The organism is Comamonas sp. FUJ_7, from assembly GCF_057369555.1.
Genome location: NZ_JBXXZI010000003.1, coordinates 313,592 through 340,260, shown reverse-complemented (window position 1 = coordinate 340,260; position 26,669 = coordinate 313,592). Strand labels below are relative to the sequence as shown.

Here is a 26,669-nt window from a genome sequence, read left to right as displayed (position 1 = left end):
GCATGCTGTATTGCTATTGAAAGAGTAGCTGCATGCGCTGATTCATCCCTTGTTTTGAATATAAAGGACTCGGAAATGAAGAAGATCAAAGCGGTAGCAGCTCTTGTATTGATAGCGGAAGGCATGTCGGCAGCCTGGGCGCAGATGTCGCCCGTGGGCACCTGGCGCAGCATGGACGAGAAGGAAAACACGCCCAAGGCTCAGGTGAGGATCACCGAGGCCGATGGCGTGATCACGGGCAAGGTCGAGGCCCTGCTGCGTAAGGGCGCGGACCCAAATGCGCTGTGCACCGCGTGCAAGGATGAGCTGAAAGACAAGCCCGTGGTGGGCATGACGCTGATCAGCGGCGTCAAAAAAGTCGAAGGCAAGGAGGTCTGGGAGGGCGGCAGGATTCTCGACCCCGAAAACGGCAAGACCTATGCCGTGCGCCTGACGCCGGTGGAAGACGGCAAGAAGCTGGAAGTGCGCGGCTCCATAGGCCCGTTCGGCCGCACGCAGACCTGGATTCGGGTGAATTGAATACCCCCTGAGTCGCTGCGCGCCTTCCCCCTGGAAGGGGGACGACAGCCTTGCTGCGGGGCGGCCCTTGCGCGGTGTCCCTGGGCTGGAGTGCGTCAGTTTCATGCGCTGTGCGCATTTTGAATAATTGGAATGAATGCAAACATGTCCCGATTCAATGTGAAAAAAGTCGCCGTGCTGGGCGCAGGCGTGATGGGGGCGCAGATTGCCGCTCATCTGGTCAATGTCAAGGTGCCGGTCATTTTGTTTGACCTGCCCGATAACCTTCAGGCCCCCACGCTCCCCGCAGAGCGTGGTTCGCTGCCCCCCGAGGGGGCCGGCTCCACCTTGGGACGGCCCGGCGGTAGCGCAGGCAGCAAGAGCGCCATCGCTGAAAAAGCGATTGCCAATCTGAAAAAGCTCAAGCCTTCGCCCATCGGCGTGGCCGACGATGTGGAGCTGATCCAGCCAGCCAACTACGAAGAGCATATGAAGCTGCTCAAGGGCTGCGATCTGGTCATCGAGGCCATTGCAGAGCGCATGGACTGGAAGCTGGACCTGTATCACAAGATCGCGCCGTTTGTCGCCAAGCATGCGCTGGTGGCGTCGAACACCTCGGGCCTGTCCATCACCAAGCTGTCCGAAGCGCTGCCCGATGCCATCAAGCCCCGTTTTTGCGGCATTCACTTCTTCAACCCGCCGCGCTATATGCAGTTGGTGGAGCTGATCAATACGCCCACCACCCAGCCCGAAGTGCTGGACCAGCTCGAAGCCTTTGTGACGACCACGCTGGGCAAGGGGGTGGTGCGCGCGCATGACACGCCCAACTTCATTGCCAACCGCATCGGCATTGCCGGCATGCTGTCCACCATGAAGCAGGCCGAAAACTTTGGCCTGAGCTTTGACGTGGTCGATGACCTCACGGGCAAGAAACTGGGCCGCGCGTCCAGCGGCACCTTTCGCACGGCGGATGTGGTGGGCCTGGACACCATGGCACACGTCATCAAGACCATGCAGGAGAACCTGAACGAGCAGAGCGATCCGTTCTACGGCAACTTCGGCACGCCCAAGGTGCTGCAAAAGCTGCTGGATCTGGGCTTTCTGGGCCAGAAGACCAAGCAGGGCTTTTATAAGCGCGTAGGCCGTGAAACCATGCAGTTCGAGCTGGATAGTGAGGATTACATTCCCGCAGGCGGCAAGGCTGATGCGGTGTATGGCCGCATGCTCAAAAAGCCTGCGGCCGAGCGCCTGAAACTGCTGCGCAATGCCGAAGGCAAGGAGGGCCAGTTCCTCTGGGCCATTTTGCGCGACAGCTTCCACTACGCAGCCGTACACCTTGAACATATTGCCGACTGCGCCCGCGATGTGGATCAGGCCATGCGCTGGGGTTACGGCATGCAGCAAGGCCCGTTCGAACTGTGGCAGGACGCTGGCTGGCTGGAAGTGGCCAAGATGGTTCAGGAAGACATTGATGCCGGCAAGGCGCTGTGCAAGGCGCCGCTGCCGCAATGGGTGTTTGAAGGCCCTGTGGCCGAAGCCGGTGGCGTGCACACGGCCAATGGCTCGTGGAGCGCATCACAAAACAAGTTTGTGCCGCGCCGTGTGCTGCCCGTGTACGAGCGTCAGCTGTTCCCCGAAAAACTGCTGGGCGAAACCAATCTGCCCGACTGGCAGACCGCTGGCACGACGATTGCAGAATCCAAGGCGCTGCGTACCTGGACGCTCGATGGCAAGATCTTGATCGCCAGCATCAAGAACAAGATGCATGCCATCAGCCCCGAAGTCATGGAAGGTCTGATGGAGGCGGTGGATACGGCAGAGAGCGACTTCGATGGCATGGTCATCTGGTCCGGCGATGCGCCCTTCAGCGTGGGCGCGGACCTGGAGGCCACCATGCCTGCCTTTGTGATCGGTGGAGCGGACGCCATCGAGAGCATCGAGCAGGAGCTTCAGAATCTGATGCTGCGCCTGCGCTATGCGCAAGTGCCCGTGGTGTCGGCCATTCATGGTCTGGCGCTGGGCGGTGGCTGCGAGATGGCGGTGTATTCCGCGCGTCGCGTGGCGCATATGGAAAGCTACATCGGTCTGGTGGAAGTGGGCGTGGGCCTGATTCCTGGCGCCGGTGGCCTGACCTATATCGCGCGCCGTGCTGCCGAAAATGCTGCCACCAGCACCGGCAAGGATTTGCTGCCCTTCCTGACCGAAGGCTTCACGGCCGCGGCCATGGCCAAGGTGGGTACCAGCGCGCTGGAGTCGCGCAAGCTCGGCTATCTGCTGGACAGCGACATCGTCGTGGCCCACAAGGACGAGGTGCTGTTTGTCGCCATCAACGAGGCCAAGGCCATGGCGGCCAGCGGCTGGCGTGCGCCGCACAAGCGCAGCTTCCCCGTGGCGGGGCGCAGCGGCCAGGCCACGATCAAGGGCTCGCTGGTCAATATGCGCGACGGCGGCTTCATCAGCGAGTTCGACCAGCATATTGCGGGCCTGATCGCCAATGTGGTGTGCGGCGGCGATGTGGATGCGGGCACGCTGGTGGATGAGGCTTATCTAATGAAGCTGGAGCGCCAGGCCTTCTGTCATTTGATTGCCCACCCGAAAACGCACGAGCGCATTCTCGGAATGCTCAACACTGGCAAACCGGTCAGAAACTGATGCAACCCCTGAGTCGCTGCGCGCCTTCCCCTTCTCTCGCTTCGCGGGAAGGGGACGCCAGCCTCGCTGCGGGGCGGCCCTTGCTTGCTGGCTGCTGGTATGCGCCGCGAAGTAATGGAAGCCTTGCACACAGGTTAAAGAGCTAAGAGACAACCAAGGAATTGGGTCATGAAACAAGTACAAGACGCCTATATCGTTGTGGCCACGCGCACGCCCATCGGTCGCTCGCACAAGGGTTTTTTCCGCAACTACCGTCCCGACGATCTGCTGGCCACCACGCTGAAAGCTGCGCTGGCCCAGGTGCCCGGCCTGGACCCCAAGGCGATCGAAGACATCGTCTGCGGCTGCGCGATTCCCGAAGCCCAGCAGGGCCTGAATGTGGCGCGTATCGGTGCCGTGCTGGCGGGATTGCCCACCAGCATCGGTGGCATCACCGTCAATCGTTTCTGCGCCTCTGGTCTATCGGCCGTGGCCATGGCGGCAGACCGTATCCGCGTTGGTGAAGCCGATGTGATGATTGCCGCCGGTGTGGAAAGCATGAGCATGGTGCCCATGATGGGCAATGCGCCCAGTCTCTCGCCCAGCATTTTTGAACGTGATGGCGACGTTGGCATCGCCTATGGCATGGGCTTGACCGCAGAGAAGGTAGCGCAGCAGTGGAAGGTCTCACGCGAGGCGCAGGATGCATTTGCACTCGAATCACACCGCCGCGCGATCGCCGCGCAGCAGGCCGGCGAGTTCGCTGCCGAAATCACTCCCATCGAAGTCACCGACCGCACGCTGAACATCGCCACGGGCGAAACTGTGGCCAGCACGCGTACCGTGAGCCTGGACGAAGGCCCGCGCCCCGATACCAGCCTGGAAGGCCTGGCCAAGCTGCGCACCGTGTTTGCGGCGCGCGGCACGGTCACTGCGGGCAATAGCTCGCAGACCAGCGACGGTGCGGGCGCGCTGATTCTGGCCAGCGGCGATGCCGTCAAGCGCTTCGGCTTGACGCCGCTGGCGCGCTTCGTCAGCTATGCCAGCAAGGGCGTGCCGCCGGCCATCATGGGCATTGGCCCTATCGAGGCCATTCCCGCAGCGCTGCGCTATGCGGGTCTCAAGCAGGACGATATCGACTGGTACGAGCTCAACGAGGCCTTTGCGGCCCAGTCCCTGGCCGTCATCAACACCCTGGGTCTGGATAAAACCAAGGTCAACCCCATGGGCGGCGCTATTGCACTAGGCCACCCGCTGGGGGCAACCGGTGCCATTCGCGCTGCCACCGTGGTGCATGCGCTGCAACGCAAGCAACTTAAATACGGCATGGTCACCATGTGCGTGGGCATGGGTCAGGGCGCGGCAGGCATCTTCGAGCGCGTCTAAACCAAGCGGCCATGCAGACGGACACCCAAGCGAGAGTGCAGTGGACGGAGATGGCCTTGCCCATTGCCGTGGGCTCAGGCCATCTGGTACTGCGTCAGTGTCAGCCCACCGTTGCAGCGCCGCTGGCGCAGGTGGTGGTGGCTGGAGCCATGGGCGTGCAGCAAAGCTATTACCAGGCCTTTGCACGATGGCTGGCTGAGCAGGGCTATGGCGTCACCACCTTCGACTACCGTGGTCATGGTCTGTCGCTGCAGGGGCCGCTGCGCGACGCTAAGGCCGACTTGCTGGACTGGGCCAAGGACTGCGAGCTGGTGGCGGCGCAGCTCAAGCAGCAGTTTCCCGAGCAGCCGTTGATCTGGATCGGTCATAGCGTGGGCTCACAACTGCCGGGCCTGGCCTCCATGCCTTTGCCTATCAACGGCCTGCTGTCCGTGGGCGGCGGCAGCGGTTACTGGCGCGATAACGCTGCGCCAACCAAGCGCCGGATCAGACTGTTCTGGTGGGGTGTTGCACCCTTGATTACCGCTTTGTATGGCGCTTTTCCTGGACGCAAACTGGGCATTGTGGGTGACTTGCCGGCAGGCGTGATCTGGCAATGGCGTCGCTGGTGCTTGAACCCGCGCTACGCCATGGGGGTGGAGGGGCAATGGGCAGCCGAAGCTTATGCGGCTGCACGCTATCCCTTGCATGCACTTTATTTTGAAGACGACGAAATGATGTCGCTGGCCAGTGTGCAGTCGCTGGTGGACTGGTACAAAAGTGCGCCTAGCACGCTGGAGCGCGTAGACCCGAGCTGTGTGCCATCCGGACGCATAGGCCATCTGGGGTATTTCAAGGAAGAGATGCGTGAGCTACTGTGGCGGCCCCTGTTGCCTTTGCTGCAAAGCTGGCGTGATGGTGATCGTGGGCCAGGCAAACCCTTGTTCGGGCCGCATGAGTCACCTGTTTGACGGCTTTCATTCCTGACCTTGGGCAACACTGAGAATCATGAGCACAGACCTCCATCCCTTTGATCGTGCCGTAGCCCTGACCGCGACGGGAGTGCCCCATCAGTATCTCGGCGAGACCTCGCCCGAGTACTGGAATATGGTCGGCCCTTATGGCGGGATCACTGCGGCTAGTCTGGTGCGGGCCATTGAGGAGCACCCGCAGTGCCTGGGCGAGCCGCTGTCCATAAACGTTAACTATGCAGCGGCCGTGGGGCAGGGAGCTTTTGAGATTGAAGCCAGACCGGTGCGTACCAACCGCTCGACCCAGCACTGGCTGCTGACCATCACACAGCCCGATGGCGAAGGCCAGCCGCAGATCGTTACCACGGCGACGGCCGTAACGGCGCTACGTCGTCAGACCTGGAGCACTAGCGATATGCCCATGCCTGAAGTCAAGCCCGCTGCAGAGCTGCAGCGTGTGCCGCCTTTGTTCAAGGCATCTGAATGGCTGACTCGCTACGAAATGCGTTTTGCGGATGGAATTTTGCCCATGACGGAAGATGGCGCTGAGCGCGACTCTTTGACCCGCCTGTGGGTGAGAGACAATCCGCCGCGTCCGCTGGATTTCGCATCGCTGGCTGCGGTCTCCGATGTGTTTTTTCCGCGGGTATGGCTGCGTCGTGCCAAGCGCGTGCCAGCGGGCACGGTTTCCATTACGGTTTACTTCCATGCTGGGCGTGAGGAGCTTGCCGAAGTGGGTGATGCGCTACTGCTGGCGCAGGCGCGCGGGCAGGAGTTTCGCAACGGATTTTTTGACCAGACAGCCCAGCTGTGGAGCCCGTCCGGGCGGATGCTGGCGACCAGCCACCAGATTGTTTACTACAAAGAATAGAGTGCTAAGAACGTGTTAACGATCTCCTCGCGCCGCGACAGCGGCTTTGCGGGGTGGGGATGCAAGGCGCAACACCGCAGCAATAGCCATGCTATTGCGAGGATTTGCAACGCCGCAGACCGCCCGCAAAGTCGCTGTCCCGAAGGGTTGGGACTCAATCGGGCGATTTCTGCGCGCTGGGCCTTGCTTGCACCCCGGTGCAAGCGGCGGACCATCGCTTCGAACTCATCCCGATTGAAACCCAACGCGGCTGCGTAGAGATCGTCAACACGTTCTAAAACAGCGATCTGTTCACCATTCACAAGGCAAGACCATGAGCGATATTCAGGACATCCTGGTGCACACCGAAGACGGTGTATGCACCATCACCTTCAACCGCGCAGCGAAGAAGAACTCTTTCACCGAAGCCATGTACGCCCAGATGGCCGATGCATTGGTCGTAGCCAAAACGGATGCTGCTGTGCGCGTGGTGGTGTTTCAGGGCGACATTGCTATCTTCAGCGCAGGCAATGACATTGCGGATTTTCTCAAGCAAATCGAGGCCCCTGGCGGCATGGGGGCTGAGGCACCTGTGTGGCGATTTTTGCAGGAGATCTCGGCCTTTCCCAAGCCTGTGATTGCGGCGGTCTGCGGCCCGGCGGTGGGCATTGGTACGACGCTGCTGCTGCACTGCGACCTGGTCTATGCCGGTGACAACGCCGCGTTTTCTCTGCCTTTCATCAACCTGGGCGTTTGCCCCGAAGCCGCATCCAGTCTGTTGCTGCCTCAGATGCTGGGCTACCACCGTGCTGCCGAGGCCCTGCTGCTGGGCGAGCCCTTCATGGCAGAAGCTGCGCTGGAAGTAGGCTTGGTCAACCGTGTTGTGCCCCCCAACGAGTGCAATGCCGTGGCTCAGGCCCAGGCCAAAAAGCTGGCACGCAAGCCTCTGTCTTCGCTGATTGAGACCAAGCGACTTATGAAGGGCGGTCAGGCCAAGGCGGTGAGCGAGCGCATTGTCGAAGAAGGCGCGGTTTTTGCTCGCATGCTCGGTGAACCCGCAGCTAAGGAAGCGTTGACTGCGTTCATGGAGAAGCGTCATCCCGACTTCAGCAAGTGCTGAAGCCGCAACAGCAAGGTGATGCCGCGATGAATGGAGTGTTGATCTCTCGCTGCATCCTGAGCACCGCATTGCTGAACTGAAAATCGCCCGTTATCGGGCGATTTTTTTTGATTTATTTACGCTGAGCGAGGCCTATGTCTTCCACCTATTCCAAGGCATCACTAAACGCTGGAAATGCATCGGAGGTGCACTTTGAGCCTGAATTCATCGCCGGGCTGCGTGAGGTCTTTGAAAAAAGCGTGGCTTTCAATAAAACCATCGGTTTGAAGATTACGGGGATCACGCCTGAGCTGGTGCACGGGCAGCTTGCCATGCGGCCTGATCTGATCGGGCACTCTGCCTATCAACGCATTCATGGCGGAGTCATCAGTGCCGGACTGGACTCCATGGGCGGGCTGGCTGTGATGGCGGCTATTGCAGCCAAGCACATGACCGATACGCCAGTCCAAAGATTGCAGCGCTTTTCCCGGCTGGGCACCATCGATTTGCGTGTGGATTATTTGAGGCCGGGCATCGGCAATGCATTCAGGCTCACAGCCAGAGTGGTGCGGTTGGGGTCGAGGGTGGCGAATACGCAAATGGAATTTCTGTCGGAGCAGGGTGAATTGCTGTCGACGGGAACCGCTGCATATATTGTTTCTTGAAATTATTCAAAAAAGAGAGCTGCTTGCGTTTGCCAGGAGTGGAATTGAGGTCAATAAATGTGCAAGTGAACGCTTGCCCGGGTGCTGCTAGATCTTTCATTGTGTGAGATCAAGCAATGCATGCAAGTAACTGAAACTTGAGAAAGCTTTGCTTACTTTTATTGCGAGATGGCGATAAATGTTGCCACTTCTGCTGAATAGGATAGCTCCTTTCTGACAAGGAGATTCCTGCCATGGCTGTGCAAAACCCATTTTTCGGCAAGCGCGATAGCGATAGTTTTTCTTCACGCAGCTCTGTAACGGGGCTCTCTACACCCAACAATGGCATGGCTTCGGGCACAGGCTCGTTGAACAACTCTGGTCTGGGAGCAGCGTCGCCCAGCACGGTGCGTGCACCTGTGGCTCCGGTAGCGCCCGTCGCTGAAGACACCGGCGGCAGCAAGCTCACGGTAGGCCCCAATATCAAGCTCAAGGGCGTTGAGATCACAGATTGCGACACCCTGGTGGTTGAAGGAACGGTCGAAGCGACCATGAACTCCCGCGTGATCCGGATTGCTGAGCAAGGTGCTTTTTATGGCACGGCTGAAATTGATATTGCAGAGATACACGGCAAGTTTGACGGTACTCTGACCGTGCGCGAGAAGCTGGTGATCTACGGCTCTGGCAAGGTCAGCGGCAAAATTCGCTACGGCAAGGTGGTCATCGAAGAAGGGGGCGAGCTGACAGGTCAGATTGAAGCTGGAACCAGCTCGGGCAAAGCATCGGGCTCTTCGTGGAGCAAGAGCAGTGCAGCCAGCTCTGCGGTGAGCAGCACAGAGGCCGCTGCAGTCGCCTGAGTTTTCCAGCACAGCCCATAAAAAAAGCGACCTTGATAGGTCGCTTTTTTATGTCTGCATCCAGCGTGACTTAACTGTTGCTGGCGGCAGCCTTAGCCTGAATTTTTTCGCGCCAGGCACGGGTCTGCTCGGTGTCAGGCAGGGATTGGGGTTTGCCGGATGCATCGATGGCCACATAGGTCAGGCGCGCTTCCGTCACCTTCACATACTTGCCCTGATCAGAAAAGCGCTCGGCAAACACTTCCACATCCACCGCCACCGAAGTACGGCCCACATGCTGCACGCCCGCGTAGAAGGACAGAATGTCGCCCACGCGCACGGGTTGCTTGAAGATGAATTCATTGACGGCCACCGTCACCATGCGGGTGTGGCTGATGCGCTGAGGCAGTACCGAGCCGGCCAGATCCACCTGCGCCATGACCCAGCCGCCAAAGATATCCCCGTTGGCGTTGACGTCGGCAGGCATGGGCACGACTTTGAGCACCAGCTCCTTATCGGCGGGCAGAGCAACAGTGGGAAGGTCGGGTGAGCGGGGTGGCATGGCAATCAACAATAAAAATAGAAAAGTAGAGCTATTTTCTCTTAAACCTAGGGTTTCTACTATGTAGGTGAAAGAATGTCATTGATGACGGTTTGGGCAAGCAGCTCAAGGATAGCCGGGGCAGGGCGCTTGTGCTGGGTTGAGAGTTATAAGTTTTTTCACGGCAGACATTCGCTCAGGTGCGCTCCTGGGGCTGAGGCAGCGTAAAAATGCCGGGGCAGGCAGAATCCTCGGGTACACCTCTTCATGTCATCGAAATAGAAGCGCTCTTCCGTGGTCCAGGCTGCCAGGAGGGCGACAACATGCCCACATGCGTTCACGGTTATCTGCAACTCCAGAAGAGGCTGCTGTAGCGGCCAACCAGTCCGACGGCGCCACGCTGCGCCGCCTTTTTCCCTATATCTGGCAATACAAATGGCATGCACTGGCGGCGCTGCTGTTCATGATCTGCGCCAAGCTGGCCAATGTGGGTGTGCCGATCTTGCTCAAGCATCTGGTCGATGCGCTGGATATCAAGTCCGGCGATGCCCGCGCCGCACTGGTGGTGCCCGTGGGCTTGCTGCTGGCCTATGGTCTGCTGCGCTTTTCCACCACCATGTTCACCGAGTTGCGCGACCTGGTTTTTTCCAAGGCCACGCAGGGCGCCTCTCGCTCGATAGCGCTGACCACGTTTGAGCATCTGCATGAACTGAGCCTGCGCTTTCACCTGGAGCGCCAGACCGGAGGCATGACCCGCGACATAGAGCGTGGCGTGCGCAGCACCGAATCACTGATCTCGTACTCGCTGTATTCCATCTTGCCCACCTTGATCGAGATGGCGCTGGTGCTGGGCATTCTGGCGGTGAAGTTTGATGTGTGGTTTGCCATCATCACGCTGGCTGCGCTGGCCTTGTACATCACGTTCACCGTCACCGTGACCGAATGGCGTACACGCTTTCGGCGCGAGGCCAATGTGCAGGAGTCTGCAGCCCACACCAAGGCCATTGATTCGCTGCTGAACTACGAAACCGTCAAGTACTTCAACAACGAAAAATTCGAGTCCGCACGATACGACGAAAACCTGGAAAACCTGCGTCGTGTGCGCCTCAAGAGCCAGACCACGCTGTCCATGCTCAACTGCGGCCAGCAACTCATCATTGGTTCGGCCTTGGTGGCGATTCTGTGGCGTGCCACGCAGGGCGTGGTTGATGGGCGCCTCACGCTGGGTGATCTGGTCATGATCAACGCCTTCATGATTCAGCTCTATATTCCGCTGAATTTTCTGGGCGTGATCTACCGCGAGATCAAGCAAAGCCTGACCGATTTGAACCGCATGTTCACGCTCATGGACAAAGAGCGTGAAGTGGCGGATTCACCCGACGCGCAGCCACTGCAGATCAGCAACCCGCCACCCGAAGTTCGGTTTGAGAATGTGCAGTTTGCCTATGACCCGGAGCGCCCCATTCTCAAGAATGTGAGCTTTACCATTCCCGCAGGCAAGACCGTGGCTGTGGTCGGCCCATCGGGCTCGGGCAAGAGCACATTGGCGCGTTTGCTGTTTCGCTTTTATGACGTGCAAAGCGGCCATGTGCGTATTGCGGGCCAAGACATTCGCGATGTCACGCAAAGCAGCGTGCGCCAGGCTGTAGGCATCGTGCCGCAGGACACCGTGCTGTTTAACGATACGGTGGAATACAACATTGCCTATGGTCATCCGGGGGCCAGCCATGAGCAGGTCGTTGCCGCTGCCAAGGCCGCGCGCATTCACGATTTCATTGCTGCAACGCCGCAGGGCTACGAGACCCGTGTGGGCGAGCGTGGCCTCAAGCTTTCGGGCGGTGAAAAGCAGCGTGTGGCAATTGCACGCACCTTGCTCAAGAACCCGCCGATTCTGATCTTTGACGAAGCCACTTCGGCCCTGGACAGTGCCAATGAGCGCGCCATCCAGAACGAGCTGCGCAGCGCTGCACAAGGCAAGACTTCGCTGGTGATTGCACACCGCCTGTCCACCGTGGTGGACGCTCATGAAATTCTGGTCATGGACAGCGGCAGCATCATCGAGTGCGGCACGCACGAAGAATTGCTGGCAGCCGGCGGGCGCTACGCCAGCATGTGGAATATGCAACTCAACCAAGGTGAGTCAGCGGAGATCTCTGTCTGAATACCGCAGACTTTCGCTAAAAATTTCACAGGCCACCTACGGGTGGCATTTTTTTCGACTACGTAGATTTATGTATACATACAACTAGGTGTTTACCCTTTTTATTGCTAGTAAATAGCGGTTTGTTGGTTTTTATGTATACATTTCATTAATCTTCTAAGTGCTAAAAGATGCCACGAGAAATGTCCCCAACCATTGCCCCCGTTCCTGCAGAGCAAGAAAACCAATCTCAGGTCGTGAAGGCGCAGCTACAGCTGCGCGAGATGATTCTTGCGGGAGAAATAGCGGCAGGCGAGCGTATTTCCGAGCCCGCATTGGCCGAGCGTCTGGGCATTTCCCGCACTCCGGTGCGCGCAGCACTGATGCGCCTGGAACAGGAAGGAATGCTCGAAGCCACAGCCGGTGGTCGCGGCTACAAGGTGCGCGTGCTGTCTGAAGCCGATGTGTCCGATGCCATAGAGCTGCGCGGCACACTGGAAGGACTAGCGGCGCGCATGGCTGCCGAGCGCGGAGTGGAGCAGGCGCTGCTGAGCCGTGCCACGCGTTGCCTGGATGCGATTGACCGCGTGCTGGATGCCCAGAACTGGGGCGACGAAGCGTTCTCCGGCTATGTGACTTTGAATTCCGAATTTCACGACATCTTGCTGGAGATGTCGGGCAGCAGCTTCATGCAGCGCGAACTGGAGCGAGTCAAACGTCTGCCATTTGCATCGCCATCGGGTTTTGTCGTGGCCGGCTCCGACTCCCCTCGTGCGCTGCGCAGTCTGATCCTGGCTCAGGAGCAGCACCGCGAAGTGATTGACGCCATCGAGCACCGCGAAGGCGCGCGTGCCGAGGCCCTGATGAAAGAACACTCTCGCATTGCAAGGCGCAATCTGCGCGAAGCCATGCGCTCGCCCGAAACCACGCGCGTTCCCGGCGCGAGGCTGATTCGAGCCAGCCGGTAGAGACCTGCGCGCAAGTGATGCAGCAGCACCGCAAGCGCCGGCCATAGATCAATAAAGACATGGAGATTCCACGATGAGCACCCGAACCCAAACCCCTATCTATCCACGCAATACCTGGTACGTCGCAGCCACTGCAGCCGAAGTCACGGACAAGCCGCTGGGAAGACAGATCTGTGGCGAGCGCATGGTTTTCTACCGCGCGCTGGAAAACAGGATTGCGGCGGTAGAGGACTTCTGCCCGCACCGTGGTGCCCCTTTGTCTTTGGGCCGAGTGTGCGAAGGCAAGCTGGTCTGCGGCTACCACGGTCTGGAGATGGGCTGCGACGGCAAGACCATTGCCATGCCCGGCCAGCGCGTGCGTGGCTTTCCCGCGATCAAGAGCTACCCCGTGGAAGAGCGCTACGGCTTTATCTGGGTCTGGCCGGGTGACAAGGATGCGGCCGATGCAGCGCTGATCCCGAATCTGCAATGGCATGACAACCCCGAGTGGGCCTATGACGGCGGGCTGTTCCACATCAAGGCCGACTACCGCCTGATGATCGACAACCTCATGGACCTGACCCATGAGACCTATGTGCACTCGACCAGCATTGGCCAGACCGAGATTGACGAGACGCCTTGCAAGACCGAAGTCATAGGCGACAGTGAGGTAGTCACCAGCCGCTTCATGGAAAACATCGAGGCGCCTCCGTTTTGGAAAATGGCGCTGCGCAGCAACGCTCTGGCCGACGACGTGCCGGTGGACCGCTGGCAGATCTGCCGTTTCACGCCGCCCAGCCATGTGCTGATCGAAGTGGGTGTGGCCCATGCCGGAAAGGGCGGCTATGACGCGGCGGACGAGCACAAGGTCTACAGCATGGTGGTGGACTTCATCACGCCCGAGACCGATGGCAGCATGTGGTACTTCTGGGGCATGGCACGCAAGTTCAACCCCGGCGATGCATCGGTGACCGAAGCCATCAAGCAGGGCCAGCACAAGATCTTCAGTGAAGACCTGGAGATGCTGGAGCTGCAGCAACGCAATCTGGCCGACTATCCAGAGCGCCAGCTGCTCAAGCTCAATATCGACGCCGGTGGTGTGCAGTCGCGCAAGATCATTGACAAGCTGATTGGCCTGGAGCAACAAGGCCAGCAAGTGATCGCCACAGAGATCTTGCCGGCCTGACAGAGCCGCTCATGGTGCATGTGCTGCACCTGTGGTGCGCGCATGGCCGAGGGCGTGCCGACTCTGATTGAGCCCGCAGGCGTCACTGACCTGCGGGACTGATCCCATAATTTTTCAACTCCTATCCATGCAGCAAGTACTGCGCGGAGGGAGGGATGCGCCTTGCCGAACAGAAAGCAAACGGAGACAAAATGAAACCCCACCAAGGAACGGAGCCTGCGAGCCATACGCAGGCTCGGCTGCATGACCTGCGTGCCGAAATCGATCAACGCCCCATGACGTTTTATCAATGGTCGGTCGTTGGCGTGTGCATGGCGCTCAATATGATCGACGGCTTTGACGTGCTGGTCATGGCATTCACGGCATCAGCCGTGTCTGCGCACTGGAAGCTCAGTGGCTCGGAGCTTGGATTTTTGCTCAGTGCAGGCTTGTTCGGCATGGCTGCAGGTTCGCTGCTCTTGGCCCCCTGGGCTGACAAGCTGGGGCGTCGTCCGCTGATTCTGGCCTGCCTAGCCATTTCGGGTGTGGGCATGATCGCTTCCGCCTGGAGCCAGACCCCTGCTCAACTGGGCTTTCTGCGTGCCATTACCGGCCTGGGCGTGGGCGGCATTCTGGCGTGCAGCAATGTGATTGCCAGCGAATACGCATCGCTGCGCTGGCGCAGTCTGGCAGTCACGCTGCAGTCCACCGGATATGCGCTGGGTGCCAGCATTGGCGGCAGCATTGCCGTGTGGCTGCTGGGTCATCAGGGCTGGCGCTCGGTGTTCATGTTTGGCGGACTCTGCACGCTGGCGGTGATGGTGGTGTGCTGGTTTGCTTTGCCAGAGTCGCTGGACTTTTTGCAAGGCCGTCGCCCCAAGTCGGCCCTGCAGCGTCTGAATGTCTTGCTGCGACGCCTGGGCATGGATGAGCTGAAGTCTTTGCCCGAGCGCAAGAGCCAGTCGGCGGCTGCCAAGCGTGGCCCGTTGCAGCTTTTCTCGGCGGATTTACGTCGCCCCACCTTGCTGGTCTGGCTGTCGTTCTTCATCGTGATGTTTGGTTTTTACTTCGTCATGAGCTGGACGCCCAAGCTGCTGGCTGCAACTGGCCTGACGGCAGAGCAAGGCGTCACCACGGGCGTGCTGCTGAGCCTGGGCGGCATTCTGGGTGCCATGGTGCTGGGTCTGCTGGCTTCGCGCTTTGCCATTCACAAGGCCCTGGCCGTCTTCATGCTCATCACGGCCGCACTGCTGTGCGTGCTGGTGGCTGGCTCCAAGCAGCTGTGGCTGTCGTACAGCCTGGCGTTTTGCATAGGCATGTTCTCCAACGGCTGTGTGGCGGGCCTGTATGCCATTGCTCCCATGGTCTATGGCAGCGATGTGCGGGCCACAGGCGTGGGCTGGGGCATTGGCATTGGCCGCATTGGAGCCATCGTCTCGCCGTTGGTGGCTGGCAGCTTGCTGGATGCCGCCTGGTCGCCCAGCCAGCTTTATGTGGGCTATGGCGTTGCGTTTGTGCTGGCGGCTGTGGTGGTCAGCCTGCACCGCATTGCTCCACCGACCTCTCGGGCATAAGAGCATGGCCTGCGGGTCAGGTATCTGGAGCCTGGATTTTTCTGAAGACAAGAGATTCGCATGACTGAAAACTCCACCATGACTGTGCAGATCGCACGCAAGCAAACCGAAGCGCAGGATATCTGCAGTCTGGAGCTGCGTGCGCTGCCGGGTCAGACGCTGCCTGCCTTCAGCGCCGGTGCCCATATTGATCTGCATTTGCCCGGCGGTCTGGTGCGCCAGTATTCGTTGAGCAATGACAGCGCCGAGCAAGACCGCTATGTCATTGCCGTGCTGCGCGAGGCCGCTTCACGTGGTGGCTCTGCCGCTGTGCATGAGCAATTGCAAGTCGGGCAGCAAATCACCATCAGCACGCCTCGCAACCACTTTGCATTGGAGGCCGGTGCGCAAAAGCACTTGTTGCTGGCAGGCGGGATCGGCATCACGCCCATTCTTGCCATGGGTAGACAGCTGGCGCGCGAGCAAGCCGAGTTTGAGCTGCATTACTGCGCACGCAGCCGCGAGCGCATGGCTTTTGTGGAGGAGATGGCTGCCACCCCTTGGTCGTCACAATTGGCGCTGCATGTGGATGATGCGCAGGGCGGCTCAACACTCGATTTGCAGGCGCTCTTGCAGCCTGTGCGACCCGGTGTCCACCTTTATGTATGTGGCCCCAAGGGCTTTATGGATGCTGTGCTTGGCGCGGCGCGTGCTGCCGGCTGGCCAGAGGCTCAGCTGCATTACGAGTTCTTTGCGGGCGAGGTGGAGCACCGCGAAGATGACGAGAGCTTTGAGGTTGAAGTTGCCAGCACGGGCCAGGTCGTGCGGGTGCAGCCAGATCAAACCGTGGTGAAGGCGCTGGAGAGCATTGGTGTCTGCGTGCAGATGTCTTGCGAGCAAGGCGTTTGCGGCACCTGCCTGACCGGGGTGCTCTCGGGTCAGCCCGATCATCGCGACATGTATTTGACCGAGGAAGAGCAGGCGGCTCATAACCAGTTCTTGCCCTGCTGCTCGCGCTCCAAGTCAGCCCGGCTGGTGCTGGATTTGTGATGCCGGTGCGCTTGCGCCTTGTCCATGCAAACGCATGACGGGCGTGACAGGCCCAAAATACGCTTTTTTGCCCTGTGAGTGCATGGGCGAAGCCTTGCACTGTGTATGCCATGAAGCCTGTCCTGCTCGTTTTGAATCTCCAGGTTCCCGCCCATCTGCAACAGATGGCGCAGACCTTTCCCGACTTTGATGTGATCTACGAGCCCGAGGTCGATCGGGCCGACGCGGCGATTGCCGAGCACGGCGCACGTGTGCAATGCGTGTGTACCGTGGGAGCGACGGGCCTGACGGCAGCGCAGATGCAGCGCATGCCCAAGCTGTCTCTGGTCTGCGCCATGGGTGCGGGTTATGAAAACATTGATGTGGCCTACGCCAAGGCGCATGGCATTGCCGTGGGCAATGGTGCGGGCACCAACGACGAGTGCGTGGCCGACCACGCCATGGGCCTGCTGATCGCTGCGGTGCGCGGCATCGTCAAGCAGGACAAGGCGACGCGCGCGGGCGTCTGGCGCTCAGCCATGCCACTGCCGGCCAATGTCTCGGGCAAGCGTCTGGGCATTGTGGGACTGGGCACCATCGGCGCAAAAATTGCCAAGCGGGCTGCGGCGTTTGACATGCCTATCGGCTATCACAACCGCAAGCCTCGCGAGGGTGTGACACACCAGTATTTTGACGATCTGCTGGCGCTGGCTGCCTGGGCCGATGTGCTGCTGGTGGCCACGCCCGGTGGCGCGGGAACCAAGCATCTGGTCAACGCCGAGGTGTTGAAGGCCTTGGGCGACAAGGGCGTGCTGGTGAATATTGCGCGCGGCTCCGTAGTTGATACCCAGGCGCTGGCTGCCGCCTTGCGCGCCGGTGAACTGGCGGGCGCCGGGCTCGATGTGTACGAAAGCGAGCCACTGCCGCCGCAGGAGCTGATTGATCTTGACTCGGTGGTGCTGACACCCCATGTGGGCGGCTGGTCGCCCGAGGCCGTGCAGAACTCGGTGGATCGGTTTATTGCCAATATGCGCAATCATCTGGACGGCAAGCCGCTGGTGTCGCCCATCTGAAGGAAAGCAATGCATGCTATTGAATTGAAAGCTGTCTGCGCTTGATGCTTAAAGATTTCAGATAACTTCTTTATTGAAATCATTTTGCAATAAGCGCTATCAGCTTCGATATAGATAGCAATGAAAAATCCCCGCGCAGATCGCTCTGGCGGGGATTTTGACTATCTGCGCAGCCATAAAACTGGCGCGGCACAGCTCAGGGGCGCCGAGCAAGAGCCGCCTCGCAGCGAAGGCGCCGTCCCCCTCCCGAAGAGAGAGGGGGAAGCCGCGCAGCGGCTCAGGGGGAGCTTACTTCTGGCTAGCAGCAATGGCCTTCTCGGCTTTGTCCACCAGTTGCGCGCCGATCTGGTTCTTCCACTTGTCGTAGACGGGGCGGGTGGCCTTCACAAAGGCTTCACGCTCGGCTGCGTTAGGGGTGGTGACGGTCACGCCCAGGTTGCCCAGTTCCTTGAGCAAAGGCTTGTCCGCTTCGACCAGACCCTTGCGGGCAATGGCGATTTCTTCCTTGGCAGCATCCAGTGCGGCTTGCTTGACGATGGCCTGGTCGGCGGGTGTCCAGCTGTTCCACACGTCCTTGTTGACGACGAAGATCAGCGGGTCGTTCATGTAGCCCCACATGGTCATGTGCTTCTGGCCCACGGACTGCAGCTTGGCGGCCATGTACACGCTAATGGGGTTCTCCTGGCCGTCCACGGCACCGCTGGCCATGGCGGGCTGGGCATCGGCCCAGCTCATCTGCGTGGGGTTGGCGCCCAGGGCGGTGAAGGTGTCCAGGAACAGGGGCGAGCCCACGACGCGAATTTTCATGCCCTTGAGGTCGGCAGGCGTCTTGATGGCGTGCTTGGAGTTGGAGATTTCGCGGTAGCCGTTTTCACCCCAGGCCAGAGGAACAACGCCGGCTTTTTCCAGGGTCTTGAAGATGTCCTGACCCACTTCACCTTGCACTACGGCATCCACGGCCTTGAAGTTGGGGAACATGAAGGGCATGGAGAACAGGTTCAGCGACTTGACCTGGGGCGACCAGTTGATGGTCGAGCCCACGGCCATGTCGATCACACCCTGGCGCAGCGCGGAGAACTCACGCGTCTGGTCACCTTGGACCAGCGAGGTGCCGGGGTAGAGCTTGATGTTAATGCGGCCCTGGGTGCGCTCGCGCACCTTGTCGGCCCACAGCTCGCCACCCTTGCCCCAGGGGAAGGCCGTGCCCAGCACCAGGGACATGCGGTACTCGCTCTTGTACTTGGTCTGTGCCATGGCCATGGGCGATGCAAAGGCCAGTGCGGCAGCAGTGGCCACGGCGGATGAGAGGAAGGTACGAAGTTTCATGAAATGTCTCCTTTTAGAAAGTCGTTGGTTCATTGAATGAACCTTGAATAAGCCTGATTCAAGTCAGCAGACACCGCGCAAGGGCCACCCCGTCGCGCTGGTGTCGACCCCTCCCAATGAGGGAGGGGAAGCGGCAAAGCCGCTCAGGGGCTAGTAGCCCAGTTTCTCGGGCAGCCAGGTTGCAATGGACGGGAACAGAACCACCAGCAGCATGGCCACGCACATGGCCAGTACCAGCCAGATGACCCAGCGCGTGGTGTGCTCCATGCGCACGCGGGCAATCTTGCTAGCCACCATCAGGTTCACAGCCATGGGCGGCGTGAACTGACCCACCGCCACGGTGAGCGTGAGCACCACGCCAAACCAGACCACATCCCAGTTGAAGTGGTTCATCAGAGGCAGCATCAGCGGCACAAAGATCAGCAGGATGGAGATGCCGTCCAGGAACATGCCCATGACCAGCAGCAGCACGATGAGCAGCGCCAGAATGCCGCGCTCGCCCAGGCCGGAGTTGACGATGGCCGCGGCCACGGGGTCGATGACGCCCAGGGTGGACAGCGAGAAGGCAAAAATGTCTGCCAGCGAGACCACGATCAGGATGACGGCAGACAGCTCACCCGCTTCGCGCAAGATGGTGAACAGGTCACGCACCTTGATCGTGCGGTGCACCACCATGCCCACGAACAGGCCATAAAACACTGCGACTACGGCGGCTTCGGTCGGAGTAAACAGGCCCGCGCGCATGCCGCCCAGAATCACTACGGGAGCAGCCAGGCCCCAGGAGGCCTCCTTGAGGCTTTTCCAGAAAGGCGGGCGGGGCATGGAAGCTTCGAGCTGGCCCATTTTGTGGCGGCGAGCCAGCCATACCGAAGGAATGATCAGAGCCAGACCGGCCAGAATGCCGGGGAACATGCCGGCGGCAAACAGCGCAGGCACGGAGGCTCCGGGAACCAGTACGGAGTAGACGATGAAGGCGACCGAGGGCGGGATCAGAATATCGGTGGCCGCTGCACCCGCGACCACGCTGGCCGAGTAGGCTGACGGATAGCCGGCGCGGTTCATGGCGGCAATCATCACGCCGCCCACAGCGGCGGCTGTGGCGGGGCCGGAGCCGGAGATGCCGCCCATGAACATGGCCACGCAAATGGCCACCAGCGGCAGCATGCCGGGGCCACGGCCCACGATGGAGATGGCAAAGTTGACCAGCCGCAGGGCCACGCCAGAGCGGTCAAAAATCGAGCCCACCAGCACGAACATGGGGATGGCCAGCAGCGGATATTTGCCAAGGCCCGCATAGAAGTTCTGCGGCACGGCCAGCAGGCCAAACCACTGGGCCTCGCCATTGGCCAGCGCAATCGCGGCAGCGCCGGCAAGACCCAGGGCTGCGCCAATGGGCACGCCAATGAACATCAGGCCCAGAAAGGCTACGAACAACAAGGTGGCGATCATGCTGCCTCCTCGTCCTGAGTCTGGAGTGGCTCGTCGGCGAACACTCCTGGCTTGCCCTGGCGGACAAACAGGCCAAGGGCGCGCACGGTCACGAGGGTGGAGACCACGGGCAGCCAGATGGAATACCACCATTGCGGCAGCCCGATGCCGGGAGAGGTTTCCTCATAGCGATAGTCATCCCAGACCACGCGCACGCTGAGCACGGCGATCAGTGCAAACAGCACTGCCACCATCAACGAGCCAAAGCGGGCCAGCGCTTTGCGTCTGGCGGCCGAGCCACTGCCGCAGAAAAACTCGATACGAATATGCTGGTCGCGAGCGACGGCAGAAGAGCCTGCCACCAGGGCCAGAACGATCATCAGAAAGACGGAGATCTCTTCGGTCCAGGCAAAGGAGGAGTTGGTGAAGTAGCGCACCAGCACATTGGCGAAGGTGATCAGGGCGAGAGCCGCCATGATGATCACCGTTAGCCAGTCTTCGATGCGCAGGGAGCGAGGCTCAGCCGGGTGCGTGCCGGAGTCGGCTGCACCATCGGTCTCGGGAGGAGTGGAGGACATGAACGCGGGAAGTCAGAAAAACACACATGGGTCAGGGCCGTTCGCGAGGATGGCGTGATCTGCGCGCACGCAAGGTGAACGCCCTTATGCAGTCCCTCGACCTTCGCGGTGTTGTGCACCGAGATGGGATGGAGCGAGTAAACACACCGGATAGATGTGAGCAAATATTATCAAGCTATCTATGTCGCAGGGCTTACGTCGGGCAGCAGGCATTACCCTAAAGAGCTAGATATTTCACGTGTCCGGATGACCTGTGTTGTACGGCTGTGGTACGCGGCAGCGGATAATGCCAGTCTATGGAAACCAAATGGCTTGAAGATTTCGTCAGCCTTGCTGAAACCCGCAGTTTCAGCCGCTCAGCCCAGTTGCGCCACGTTACGCAGCCGGCATTCTCGCGCCGTATCCAGGCGCTGGAGGCTTGGGCGGGAACTGATCTGGTCGACAGAAGCTCTTACCCGACGCGACTGACGCCAGCAGGCAAGACCATGTACGAGCAGGCGCTCGAGATACTGCAGTCACTGCAGAGCACCCGGACCATGCTGCGTGCGCACGTCAGTGCAGGTAAGGGTATGGTGGGCTTTGCCGTGCCGCATACCCTGGCATTCACTTTTTTCCCGAACTGGGTGTCTGCCGTGCACGAAAAGTTCGGTCCCTTTCGCAGCCGGCTGTTTGCACTCAATGTGCATGATGCCGTGATGCGCCTGGTTGAAGGTGGTTGTGATCTTCTGATTGCCTACTATCACTCATCTCAGCCTTTTCAGCTGGACACTGCGCGCTATGAAATGGTGAGTCTGGGACATGAGGTGCTGGCGCCTTACTCCAAGCCGGACGAAAACGGCAACCCCATCTTTTCTCTGCCGGGCCAACAGGGGCAGCCGCTGCCGTACCTGGGCTATGCAGCGGGAGCGTATCTGGGTCGGGTGACGGAGCTGATTCTCAAGGAGTCGGCCGAGGCCGTGCATCTGGAGCGGGTTTACGAGACTGATATGGCAGAAGGTCTGAAAGCCATGGCTTTGGAAGGCCATGGCGTGGCTTTTCTTCCCTATAGCGCTGTGCGGGGCGAGCTGGAGGCCGGGCGACTGGTGCGAGCCGTACCTGAAGGCATGAAAGCCTTTCAAATGGATATGGAAGTGCGTGCCTATCGCGAAAAGCCCACAGGTGATGCACCTCAAGGGGGGGCTGCAGCGTTGTGGAACTTCCTCAAGGAGCAAGGAGAGACGGCAGCCGTGGACACCAAGGCAGCCTGAGATTTCTGTGTGGTATTTGCAAAAGGGCCTGAGGGCCCTTTTTTATTGGCGCTGGATAAGGTGAGGGTTTTGACTTTTTTCTAAGTAATTACCCTTGTGTTATGCATAGGGTAAATGCTGAATATGCGAGTTGCGCATAAGGCTTTTTGCCATCGGCATTGGATTGATCCCTATCGAAAGCATTAGAGTTCGCAGCTTGTCCTATGACTGACTCTTGTGCATGAATGCGCAAAGGCGCGAATAGTGTGTGCTTGCGTGCTCTCATTTTCTAGGGAAAAGTCCTAGAAATGTTTGCATTGAGCGGACTTGCATCGCTGCACAATGGGGGCATTACATTTGTTGACGTCGCTTGTCTACCCTCATAAAGGGTGAGACGTTGACAGGAGTGACAAGCGTTTTTGGTCCTTACCGATAGGAGATCCATATGAAAAAGCATTTGTTGGCCATCGCCGTTACCGCACTGGCTACGGGTACTGTGTTTGCACAGGCCAATGACACTCTGGCCAAGATCAAGTCTTCGGGCAGCGTCACGTTGGGCGTGCGTGAATCGTCCGGCCTGGGCTACACGCTGGGCAATGGTAAATATGTGGGTTTCCATACCGAAATGGGTGAGAACATCCTCAAGGACATTCAAAAGCAGCTGGGCCTGGCCAAGCTGGACGTCAAGTACCAGCCGCTGACCTCGCAAAACCGTATTCCCCTGGTGCAAAACGGCACTGTGGACATCGAGTGCGGCTCGACCACTAATAACACGGCTCGTCAGAAGGATGCAGCCTTCGCCTTCACCACTTATGTGGAAGAAGTGCGTATCGCTACGCGCACCAACTCTGGCATCAATGGCATCAAGGACCTGAACGGCAAGACGATCGTGACCACGACGGGTACAACGTCGGTGCAGACCCTGCGCAAGAACAAGCGCGCCGATGGCCTGACTTTCAAGGAAGTCATGGGCAAGGATCATGCCGACAGCTTCCTGATGCTGGAAACCGGCCGTGCCGATGCCTTCATCATGGATGGCTCCATTCTGGCGGCCAACATCTCCAAGTCCAAGTCTCCCAAGGACTACCACATCGTGGGTGAAGTGCTGTCGGTGGAACCCATCGCCTGCATGATGCGCAAGGATGATCCAGCCTTCAAGAAGGCTGTGGACGATTCCATCGTGCGTCAGATCAAGGACGGCTCGCTGGCCAAGCTCTACGACAAGTGGTTCATGCAGCCCATTCCTCCCAACAACGTGAAGGTGGGTCTGCCTCTGTCGGCTGCCACCAAGGATGCGTGGGCCAACCCCAATGACAAGCCCATGGAAGCCTACGAAATCAAGTAATCCCGATCTATAGGTGTACCGCCCCTTCTGCCAAGCGGTTAGAAGGGGCTTTTTTGTTGAGAGGGTGAATGCAAGCGTTTGCCCCCATAAACCAAGAATGAAAGAGGTGCTCGTATGAGTTGGGATTGGCAGGTGTTCTGTCAGGACACCATTACCCAAGAGGTCGGGCAGAGTTGTTTTGGCAAGAACGGTGACATCACCTATCTGGACTGGATGATGTCGGCCTGGGGCTGGACGGTGTCGGTGGCTTTGCTGTCACTGCTGATCGCTCTGATCCTGGGCGCAGTAATAGGCACTTTGCGCACCTTGCCTGATCGTCCATGGATCGTGCGTCTGGGCAATGCCTGGGTTGAGTTGTTCAGAAATATTCCGTTGCTGGTCCAGGTGTTCATCTGGTATCACGTGATTCCGGCCATGATCCCATCTATGAAGTCCTTGCCGGGCTTTGTGCTGGTGGTGTTTGCCATTGGATTTTTTACTTCGGCGCGTATTGCCGAGCAGGTGCGCTCCGGTATCCAGGCGCTGCCGCGTGGTCAGCGCCATGCAGGCATGGCCATGGGCTTTACGACCTTCCAGACTTATCGCTATGTGCTGCTGCCCATGGCGTTTCGCATCATCATTCCGCCGCTGACCAGCGAGGCCATGAACGTCTTCAAGAACTCGTCCGTGGCGTTTGCCGTATCGGTGGCAGAGCTGACCATGTTTGCCATGCAGGCGCAGGAAGAAACGGCGCGCGGCGTCGAAATCTATCTGGCAGTCACGGGTCTGTATGTGATTTCTGCCTTCATCATCAACCGCATCATGGCCTCTATCGAGAAGCGTTCTCGCGTGCCCGGCCTGATTGCAGCCAGCGGTGGAGGCCACTGATATGAATCTCAACCTCGACTGGTCGTTTTTCTCGTGGGATCTGTACACCAACTTTGTGGCCAAGGGTCTGATGTTCAGCCTGATGTTGACGGTGATTGCCACGCTGGGCGGCATCCTCTTTGGCACCTTGCTGGCGCTGATGCGTCTGTCGGGCAAGAAGTGGCTGGATCTGCCTGCCACTATCTATGTCAATGGCATGCGCTCCATTCCTCTGGTGATGGTGATTCTGTGGTTCTTTCTGCTGATGCCCATGATCATCGGCAAGCCCATCGGTGCGGAGACTTCGGCCATCATCACCTTTGTGGCGTTTGAAGCGGCCTACTTCTCCGAAATCATGCGCGCCGGCATTCAGTCCATTCCGCGTGGTCAGGTGTTCGCCGGTCAGGCTCTGGGCATGACCTATGGTCAGAACATGCGCCTGGTAGTGCTGCCTCAGGCATTCCGCAACATGCTGCCTGTGCTGCTGACGCAGACCATCATCCTGTTTCAGGACACGTCGCTGGTCTATGCCATTGGCGCCTACGACATGCTCAAGGGCTTCGAGATCGCGGGCAAGAACTACGGTCGCCCCATCGAGTCCTATCTGGCGGCTGCCATGACTTATTTTGTGATCTGCTTTGCGCTGTCCTGGCTCGTCAAGCGTTTGCATAAAAAAATAGCCATCATCCGTTAAGCCGGCTCCCCTCAAGGAATTGCAATGATTGAACTCAAGAACGTTTCCAAGTGGTACGGCAGCTTTCAGGTGCTGTCTGATTGCTCCACCAATATCAATAAGGGGGAGGTGGTAGTGGTTTGTGGCCCTTCGGGCTCTGGCAAGTCCACGCTGATCAAGACCATCAATGCGCTGGAGCCCTTCCAGAAGGGCGAGATCTTTGTGGACGGCACGGCCGTACACGATCCCAAGACCGACCTGCCCAAGCTGCGCAGCCGCGTGGGCATGGTGTTCCAGCACTTTGAACTGTTTCCCCATCTGTCGGTCACGGAGAACCTGACCATCGCGCAGATGAAGGTGCTGGGCCGCAATGCGACCGATGCCAAGGCGCGTGGCCTCAAGATGCTGGACCGCGTGGGCCTGACTGCGCACAAGGACAAGTTCCCCGGCCAGCTCTCCGGAGGTCAGCAGCAGCGCGTGGCCATTGCGCGTGCGCTGTCCATGGACCCCATCGTCATGCTGTTTGACGAACCCACTTCGGCTCTCGACCCCGAAATGGTGGGTGAAGTGCTGGACGTCATGATGGGTCTGGCCCACGAGGGCATGACCATGATGTGCGTGACCCACGAAATGGGTTTTGCGCGCAAGGTGGCCAGCCGTGTGATCTTCATGGATGTGGGCGGCAAGATTCTGGAGGACTGCAGCAAGGACGAGTTCTTCGGACATCCCGAAAATCGCCAGCCGCGTACCAAGGAATTCCTCAACAAGATTCTGCAGCACTGATGCTGTAGGTCATCAAGCCAAAGGCGTTCGAAAGAGCGCCTTTTTTATGCGATAAAACTGACGCGCTCCAAGTCAGAGATGCCAAGCAAGAGCCGCCTCGCAGCGAAGGCATCGTCCCCCTCCGGGGGAAGGTGCGAAGCGCCTCAGGGGGAGTCAAAGATCTTCAGGGGGAATCCTTCATCAGCGTGCTTTGCCCAAACAGGCTTTGAACCAGCTCCACCACCAGCTCGGCTGTCTGATTGCGCAGATCCAGAGCCGGGTTGAGTTCCACGATATCCAGCGATCCAAGACAGCCTGTGTCCGCAATCATTTCCATGCACAGCTGGGCCTCGCGGTAGGTGGGGCCACCGCGTACCGGGGTGCCAGTTCCGGGGGCGATATCGGGGTCAAGAAAGTCCACATCAAAGCTCAGGTGCAGGTGCATGCCATCGCCGCCAGAGCCGAGCAATGTGGCTAGTGCACGGCGCATGACTTCGCGCATGCCCAGCTCATCGATGGCGCGCATGTCGTAAACCTTCAGCCCTAGCTGGCGAATCATGTGTTTTTCACTTTCATCCACACTGCGCAGGCCGATCTGACAGAAAGATGAGGCAGGCAGGGCAGGTGTCGCGCCGGAGAGCAAAGCCAGCTCCACCGGCCCCCGCCCGCACAGGCTTGAGACCGGCATGCCGTGCAGATTGCCTGAGGGAGAACTCTCGGGTGTATTGCAGTCCGAGTGCGCATCCAGCCAGAGCACACGCAGCTGCTTGCCCGTGGCACGGCAATGACGGGCCACGGCGCTGATGGAGCCTGTCGCTAGGGTGTGATCGCCGCCCAACAGGATGGGCAGTCGCTTTTGTTCCAGTACCTGCAGCACTGCGTCATGCGCAATCTGGTTCCAGTTCAGGCATTCGGCCAGATTGCGCAAACCTTGTTCATCGCGTGCGCCGCGCGGGTTGGCGGGACCGGAGAGGTTGCCCAGGTCGCTGACCTGCACGCCAAGCTTTTCAAGCGCGGGGGCCAACTGGGCAACGCGCAGGGCATCGGGCCCCATGGCGGCGCCAAGGCGTGACGCGCCGACATCGGTGGGCAGGCCGATCAGTGTGGCCTGAATGGGGACTTGTGCAGTGCAGGGCATAGGTG

At 59.4% G+C, this 26,669-nt stretch carries 23 protein-coding genes and 2 pseudogenes; 20 read left to right on the top strand and 5 right to left on the bottom strand.

Annotated elements, in window-relative coordinates:
* The first annotated feature begins 75 nt into the window (after window positions 1–75).
* The 9 genes and pseudogenes from AC2I9W_RS07040 to AC2I9W_RS07000 all read left to right on the top strand — a co-directional run bounded on the left by AC2I9W_RS07040 (window position 76) and on the right by AC2I9W_RS07000 (window position 8,915).
* Window positions 76–519, top strand: coding sequence for a DUF2147 domain-containing protein (locus tag AC2I9W_RS07040; RefSeq protein WP_486409285.1), 444 nt, complete (start codon window positions 76–78; stop codon window positions 517–519).
* Window positions 520–663: 144 nt separating this feature from the next.
* Window positions 664–777, top strand: a pseudogene (locus tag AC2I9W_RS07035) (3-hydroxyacyl-CoA dehydrogenase NAD-binding domain-containing protein); the annotation flags it as partial.
* Between the two features lie 93 nt (window positions 778–870).
* Window positions 871–3,150: pseudogene (locus AC2I9W_RS07030) on the top strand (3-hydroxyacyl-CoA dehydrogenase/enoyl-CoA hydratase family protein); the annotation flags it as partial.
* 168 nt (window positions 3,151–3,318) lie between these two features.
* Window positions 3,319–4,515 (top strand): acetyl-CoA C-acyltransferase, encoded by a 1,197-nt coding sequence (locus AC2I9W_RS07025; RefSeq protein WP_486409284.1) that lies wholly within the window; start codon window positions 3,319–3,321, stop codon window positions 4,513–4,515.
* A gap of 11 nt (window positions 4,516–4,526) precedes the next feature.
* Complete coding sequence (locus AC2I9W_RS07020; RefSeq protein WP_486409283.1) at window positions 4,527–5,465, top strand: alpha/beta hydrolase family protein; 939 nt, start codon at window positions 4,527–4,529, stop codon at window positions 5,463–5,465.
* Window positions 5,466–5,502: 37 nt separating this feature from the next.
* Window positions 5,503–6,336, top strand: coding sequence for an acyl-CoA thioesterase (locus AC2I9W_RS07015; RefSeq protein WP_486409282.1), 834 nt, complete (start codon window positions 5,503–5,505; stop codon window positions 6,334–6,336).
* 313 nt (window positions 6,337–6,649) lie between these two features.
* Complete coding sequence (locus tag AC2I9W_RS07010) at window positions 6,650–7,435, top strand: enoyl-CoA hydratase (protein WP_486409281.1); 786 nt, start codon at window positions 6,650–6,652, stop codon at window positions 7,433–7,435.
* Window positions 7,436–7,569: 134 nt separating this feature from the next.
* The gene (locus AC2I9W_RS07005) at window positions 7,570–8,079 is read left to right on the top strand and encodes a thioesterase family protein (protein WP_486409280.1); all 510 of its coding nucleotides are present in this window, start codon (window positions 7,570–7,572) and stop codon (window positions 8,077–8,079) included.
* A gap of 233 nt (window positions 8,080–8,312) precedes the next feature.
* Window positions 8,313–8,915 carry a bactofilin family protein gene (locus AC2I9W_RS07000; protein WP_486409279.1) on the top strand — a complete coding sequence of 201 codons (603 nt, stop codon included), beginning with the start codon at window positions 8,313–8,315 and terminating at the stop codon, window positions 8,913–8,915.
* A gap of 70 nt (window positions 8,916–8,985) precedes the next feature.
* On the opposite strand, the gene AC2I9W_RS06995 is transcribed toward AC2I9W_RS07000, so the two are convergent.
* Window positions 8,986–9,456, bottom strand: a complete 471-nt coding sequence (locus AC2I9W_RS06995) for an acyl-CoA thioesterase (protein ID WP_158393688.1) — start codon at window positions 9,454–9,456, stop codon at window positions 8,986–8,988.
* Window positions 9,457–9,766: 310 nt separating this feature from the next.
* Here AC2I9W_RS06995 and AC2I9W_RS06990 point away from each other — a divergent pair, with 310 nt between their 5' ends.
* The 6 genes from AC2I9W_RS06990 to AC2I9W_RS06965 all read left to right on the top strand — a co-directional run bounded on the left by AC2I9W_RS06990 (window position 9,767) and on the right by AC2I9W_RS06965 (window position 17,342).
* Entirely contained in the window at window positions 9,767–11,596 is a 1,830-nt protein-coding gene (locus AC2I9W_RS06990) for an ABCB family ABC transporter ATP-binding protein/permease (RefSeq protein ID WP_486409278.1), read from the top strand.
* A gap of 182 nt (window positions 11,597–11,778) precedes the next feature.
* Window positions 11,779–12,543 carry a GntR family transcriptional regulator gene (locus AC2I9W_RS06985; RefSeq protein WP_486409277.1) on the top strand — a complete coding sequence of 255 codons (765 nt, stop codon included), beginning with the start codon at window positions 11,779–11,781 and terminating at the stop codon, window positions 12,541–12,543.
* A 73-nt stretch (window positions 12,544–12,616) separates the two neighbouring features.
* The gene (locus tag AC2I9W_RS06980) at window positions 12,617–13,708 is read left to right on the top strand and encodes a Rieske 2Fe-2S domain-containing protein (protein WP_486409276.1); all 1,092 of its coding nucleotides are present in this window, start codon (window positions 12,617–12,619) and stop codon (window positions 13,706–13,708) included.
* A 191-nt stretch (window positions 13,709–13,899) separates the two neighbouring features.
* On the top strand, window positions 13,900–15,261 hold the full coding sequence (locus tag AC2I9W_RS06975; RefSeq protein WP_158393679.1) for an MFS transporter: 1,362 nt from the start codon (window positions 13,900–13,902) through the stop codon (window positions 15,259–15,261).
* A gap of 60 nt (window positions 15,262–15,321) precedes the next feature.
* Window positions 15,322–16,290 (top strand): PDR/VanB family oxidoreductase, encoded by a 969-nt coding sequence (locus tag AC2I9W_RS06970; RefSeq protein WP_486409275.1) that lies wholly within the window; start codon window positions 15,322–15,324, stop codon window positions 16,288–16,290.
* 110 nt (window positions 16,291–16,400) lie between these two features.
* A complete protein-coding gene (locus tag AC2I9W_RS06965) occupies window positions 16,401–17,342 on the top strand; it encodes a 2-hydroxyacid dehydrogenase (RefSeq protein ID WP_486409274.1) in 942 nt (313 codons plus the stop codon).
* A gap of 288 nt (window positions 17,343–17,630) precedes the next feature.
* Here the strand turns inward: AC2I9W_RS06965 and AC2I9W_RS06960 are convergent, their stop codons facing one another.
* The 3 genes from AC2I9W_RS06960 to AC2I9W_RS06950 form a co-directional block, all read right to left on the bottom strand.
* Window positions 17,631–18,668, bottom strand: a complete 1,038-nt coding sequence (locus tag AC2I9W_RS06960; protein WP_486409273.1) for a DctP family TRAP transporter solute-binding subunit — start codon at window positions 18,666–18,668, stop codon at window positions 17,631–17,633.
* Window positions 18,669–18,818: 150 nt separating this feature from the next.
* Complete coding sequence (locus AC2I9W_RS06955) at window positions 18,819–20,117, bottom strand: TRAP transporter large permease (RefSeq protein WP_486409272.1); 1,299 nt, start codon at window positions 20,115–20,117, stop codon at window positions 18,819–18,821.
* Entirely contained in the window at window positions 20,114–20,674 is a 561-nt protein-coding gene (locus tag AC2I9W_RS06950; protein WP_486409271.1) for a TRAP transporter small permease, read from the bottom strand. Before AC2I9W_RS06950 ends, AC2I9W_RS06955 begins: the two co-directional genes overlap by 4 nt.
* Window positions 20,675–20,970: 296 nt before the next feature.
* Here AC2I9W_RS06950 and AC2I9W_RS06945 point away from each other — a divergent pair, with 296 nt between their 5' ends.
* The 5 genes from AC2I9W_RS06945 to AC2I9W_RS06925 all read left to right on the top strand — a co-directional run bounded on the left by AC2I9W_RS06945 (window position 20,971) and on the right by AC2I9W_RS06925 (window position 25,547).
* Window positions 20,971–21,921: a LysR family transcriptional regulator gene (locus tag AC2I9W_RS06945; protein WP_486409270.1), complete on the top strand. Its 951-nt coding sequence runs from the start codon at window positions 20,971–20,973 to the stop codon at window positions 21,919–21,921.
* A gap of 424 nt (window positions 21,922–22,345) precedes the next feature.
* On the top strand, window positions 22,346–23,245 hold the full coding sequence (locus tag AC2I9W_RS06940; RefSeq protein ID WP_158393663.1) for a transporter substrate-binding domain-containing protein: 900 nt from the start codon (window positions 22,346–22,348) through the stop codon (window positions 23,243–23,245).
* Window positions 23,246–23,359: 114 nt separating this feature from the next.
* Complete coding sequence (locus AC2I9W_RS06935) at window positions 23,360–24,112, top strand: amino acid ABC transporter permease (protein ID WP_486409269.1); 753 nt, start codon at window positions 23,360–23,362, stop codon at window positions 24,110–24,112.
* Between the two features lies 1 nt (window position 24,113).
* Complete coding sequence (locus AC2I9W_RS06930) at window positions 24,114–24,785, top strand: amino acid ABC transporter permease (RefSeq protein WP_158393659.1); 672 nt, start codon at window positions 24,114–24,116, stop codon at window positions 24,783–24,785.
* 24 nt (window positions 24,786–24,809) lie between these two features.
* Window positions 24,810–25,547, top strand: a complete 738-nt coding sequence (locus AC2I9W_RS06925; RefSeq protein ID WP_486409268.1) for an amino acid ABC transporter ATP-binding protein — start codon at window positions 24,810–24,812, stop codon at window positions 25,545–25,547.
* Between the two features lie 163 nt (window positions 25,548–25,710).
* On the opposite strand, the gene rocF is transcribed toward AC2I9W_RS06925, so the two are convergent.
* Window positions 25,711–26,664, bottom strand: a complete 954-nt coding sequence (gene rocF / locus AC2I9W_RS06920) for an arginase (RefSeq protein WP_486409267.1) — start codon at window positions 26,662–26,664, stop codon at window positions 25,711–25,713.
* Window positions 26,665–26,669 lie beyond the last annotated feature (5 nt).

Bases quoted from the DNA above. Each gene is read 5' to 3' on its own strand.
- AC2I9W_RS07040 (WP_486409285.1), top strand. From the start codon at position 76: ATGAAGAAGATCAAAGCGGTAGCAGCTCTTGTATTGATAGCGGAAGGC.
- AC2I9W_RS07025 (WP_486409284.1), top strand. From the start codon at position 3,319: ATGAAACAAGTACAAGACGCCTATATCGTTGTGGCCACGCGCACGCCC.
- AC2I9W_RS07020 (WP_486409283.1), top strand. From the start codon at position 4,527: ATGCAGACGGACACCCAAGCGAGAGTGCAGTGGACGGAGATGGCCTTG.
- AC2I9W_RS07015 (WP_486409282.1), top strand. From the start codon at position 5,503: ATGAGCACAGACCTCCATCCCTTTGATCGTGCCGTAGCCCTGACCGCG.
- AC2I9W_RS07010 (WP_486409281.1), top strand. From the start codon at position 6,650: ATGAGCGATATTCAGGACATCCTGGTGCACACCGAAGACGGTGTATGC.
- AC2I9W_RS07005 (WP_486409280.1), top strand. From the start codon at position 7,570: ATGTCTTCCACCTATTCCAAGGCATCACTAAACGCTGGAAATGCATCG.
- AC2I9W_RS07000 (WP_486409279.1), top strand. From the start codon at position 8,313: ATGGCTGTGCAAAACCCATTTTTCGGCAAGCGCGATAGCGATAGTTTT.
- AC2I9W_RS06995 (WP_158393688.1), bottom strand. From the start codon at position 9,456: ATGCCACCCCGCTCACCCGACCTTCCCACTGTTGCTCTGCCCGCCGAT.
- AC2I9W_RS06990 (WP_486409278.1), top strand. From the start codon at position 9,767: ATGCGTTCACGGTTATCTGCAACTCCAGAAGAGGCTGCTGTAGCGGCC.
- AC2I9W_RS06985 (WP_486409277.1), top strand. From the start codon at position 11,779: ATGTCCCCAACCATTGCCCCCGTTCCTGCAGAGCAAGAAAACCAATCT.
- AC2I9W_RS06980 (WP_486409276.1), top strand. From the start codon at position 12,617: ATGAGCACCCGAACCCAAACCCCTATCTATCCACGCAATACCTGGTAC.
- AC2I9W_RS06975 (WP_158393679.1), top strand. From the start codon at position 13,900: ATGAAACCCCACCAAGGAACGGAGCCTGCGAGCCATACGCAGGCTCGG.
- AC2I9W_RS06970 (WP_486409275.1), top strand. From the start codon at position 15,322: ATGACTGAAAACTCCACCATGACTGTGCAGATCGCACGCAAGCAAACC.
- AC2I9W_RS06965 (WP_486409274.1), top strand. From the start codon at position 16,401: ATGAAGCCTGTCCTGCTCGTTTTGAATCTCCAGGTTCCCGCCCATCTG.
- AC2I9W_RS06960 (WP_486409273.1), bottom strand. From the start codon at position 18,668: ATGAAACTTCGTACCTTCCTCTCATCCGCCGTGGCCACTGCTGCCGCA.
- AC2I9W_RS06955 (WP_486409272.1), bottom strand. From the start codon at position 20,117: ATGATCGCCACCTTGTTGTTCGTAGCCTTTCTGGGCCTGATGTTCATT.
- AC2I9W_RS06950 (WP_486409271.1), bottom strand. From the start codon at position 20,674: ATGTCCTCCACTCCTCCCGAGACCGATGGTGCAGCCGACTCCGGCACG.
- AC2I9W_RS06945 (WP_486409270.1), top strand. From the start codon at position 20,971: ATGGAAACCAAATGGCTTGAAGATTTCGTCAGCCTTGCTGAAACCCGC.
- AC2I9W_RS06940 (WP_158393663.1), top strand. From the start codon at position 22,346: ATGAAAAAGCATTTGTTGGCCATCGCCGTTACCGCACTGGCTACGGGT.
- AC2I9W_RS06935 (WP_486409269.1), top strand. From the start codon at position 23,360: ATGAGTTGGGATTGGCAGGTGTTCTGTCAGGACACCATTACCCAAGAG.
- AC2I9W_RS06930 (WP_158393659.1), top strand. From the start codon at position 24,114: ATGAATCTCAACCTCGACTGGTCGTTTTTCTCGTGGGATCTGTACACC.
- AC2I9W_RS06925 (WP_486409268.1), top strand. From the start codon at position 24,810: ATGATTGAACTCAAGAACGTTTCCAAGTGGTACGGCAGCTTTCAGGTG.
- rocF (WP_486409267.1), bottom strand. From the start codon at position 26,664: ATGCCCTGCACTGCACAAGTCCCCATTCAGGCCACACTGATCGGCCTG.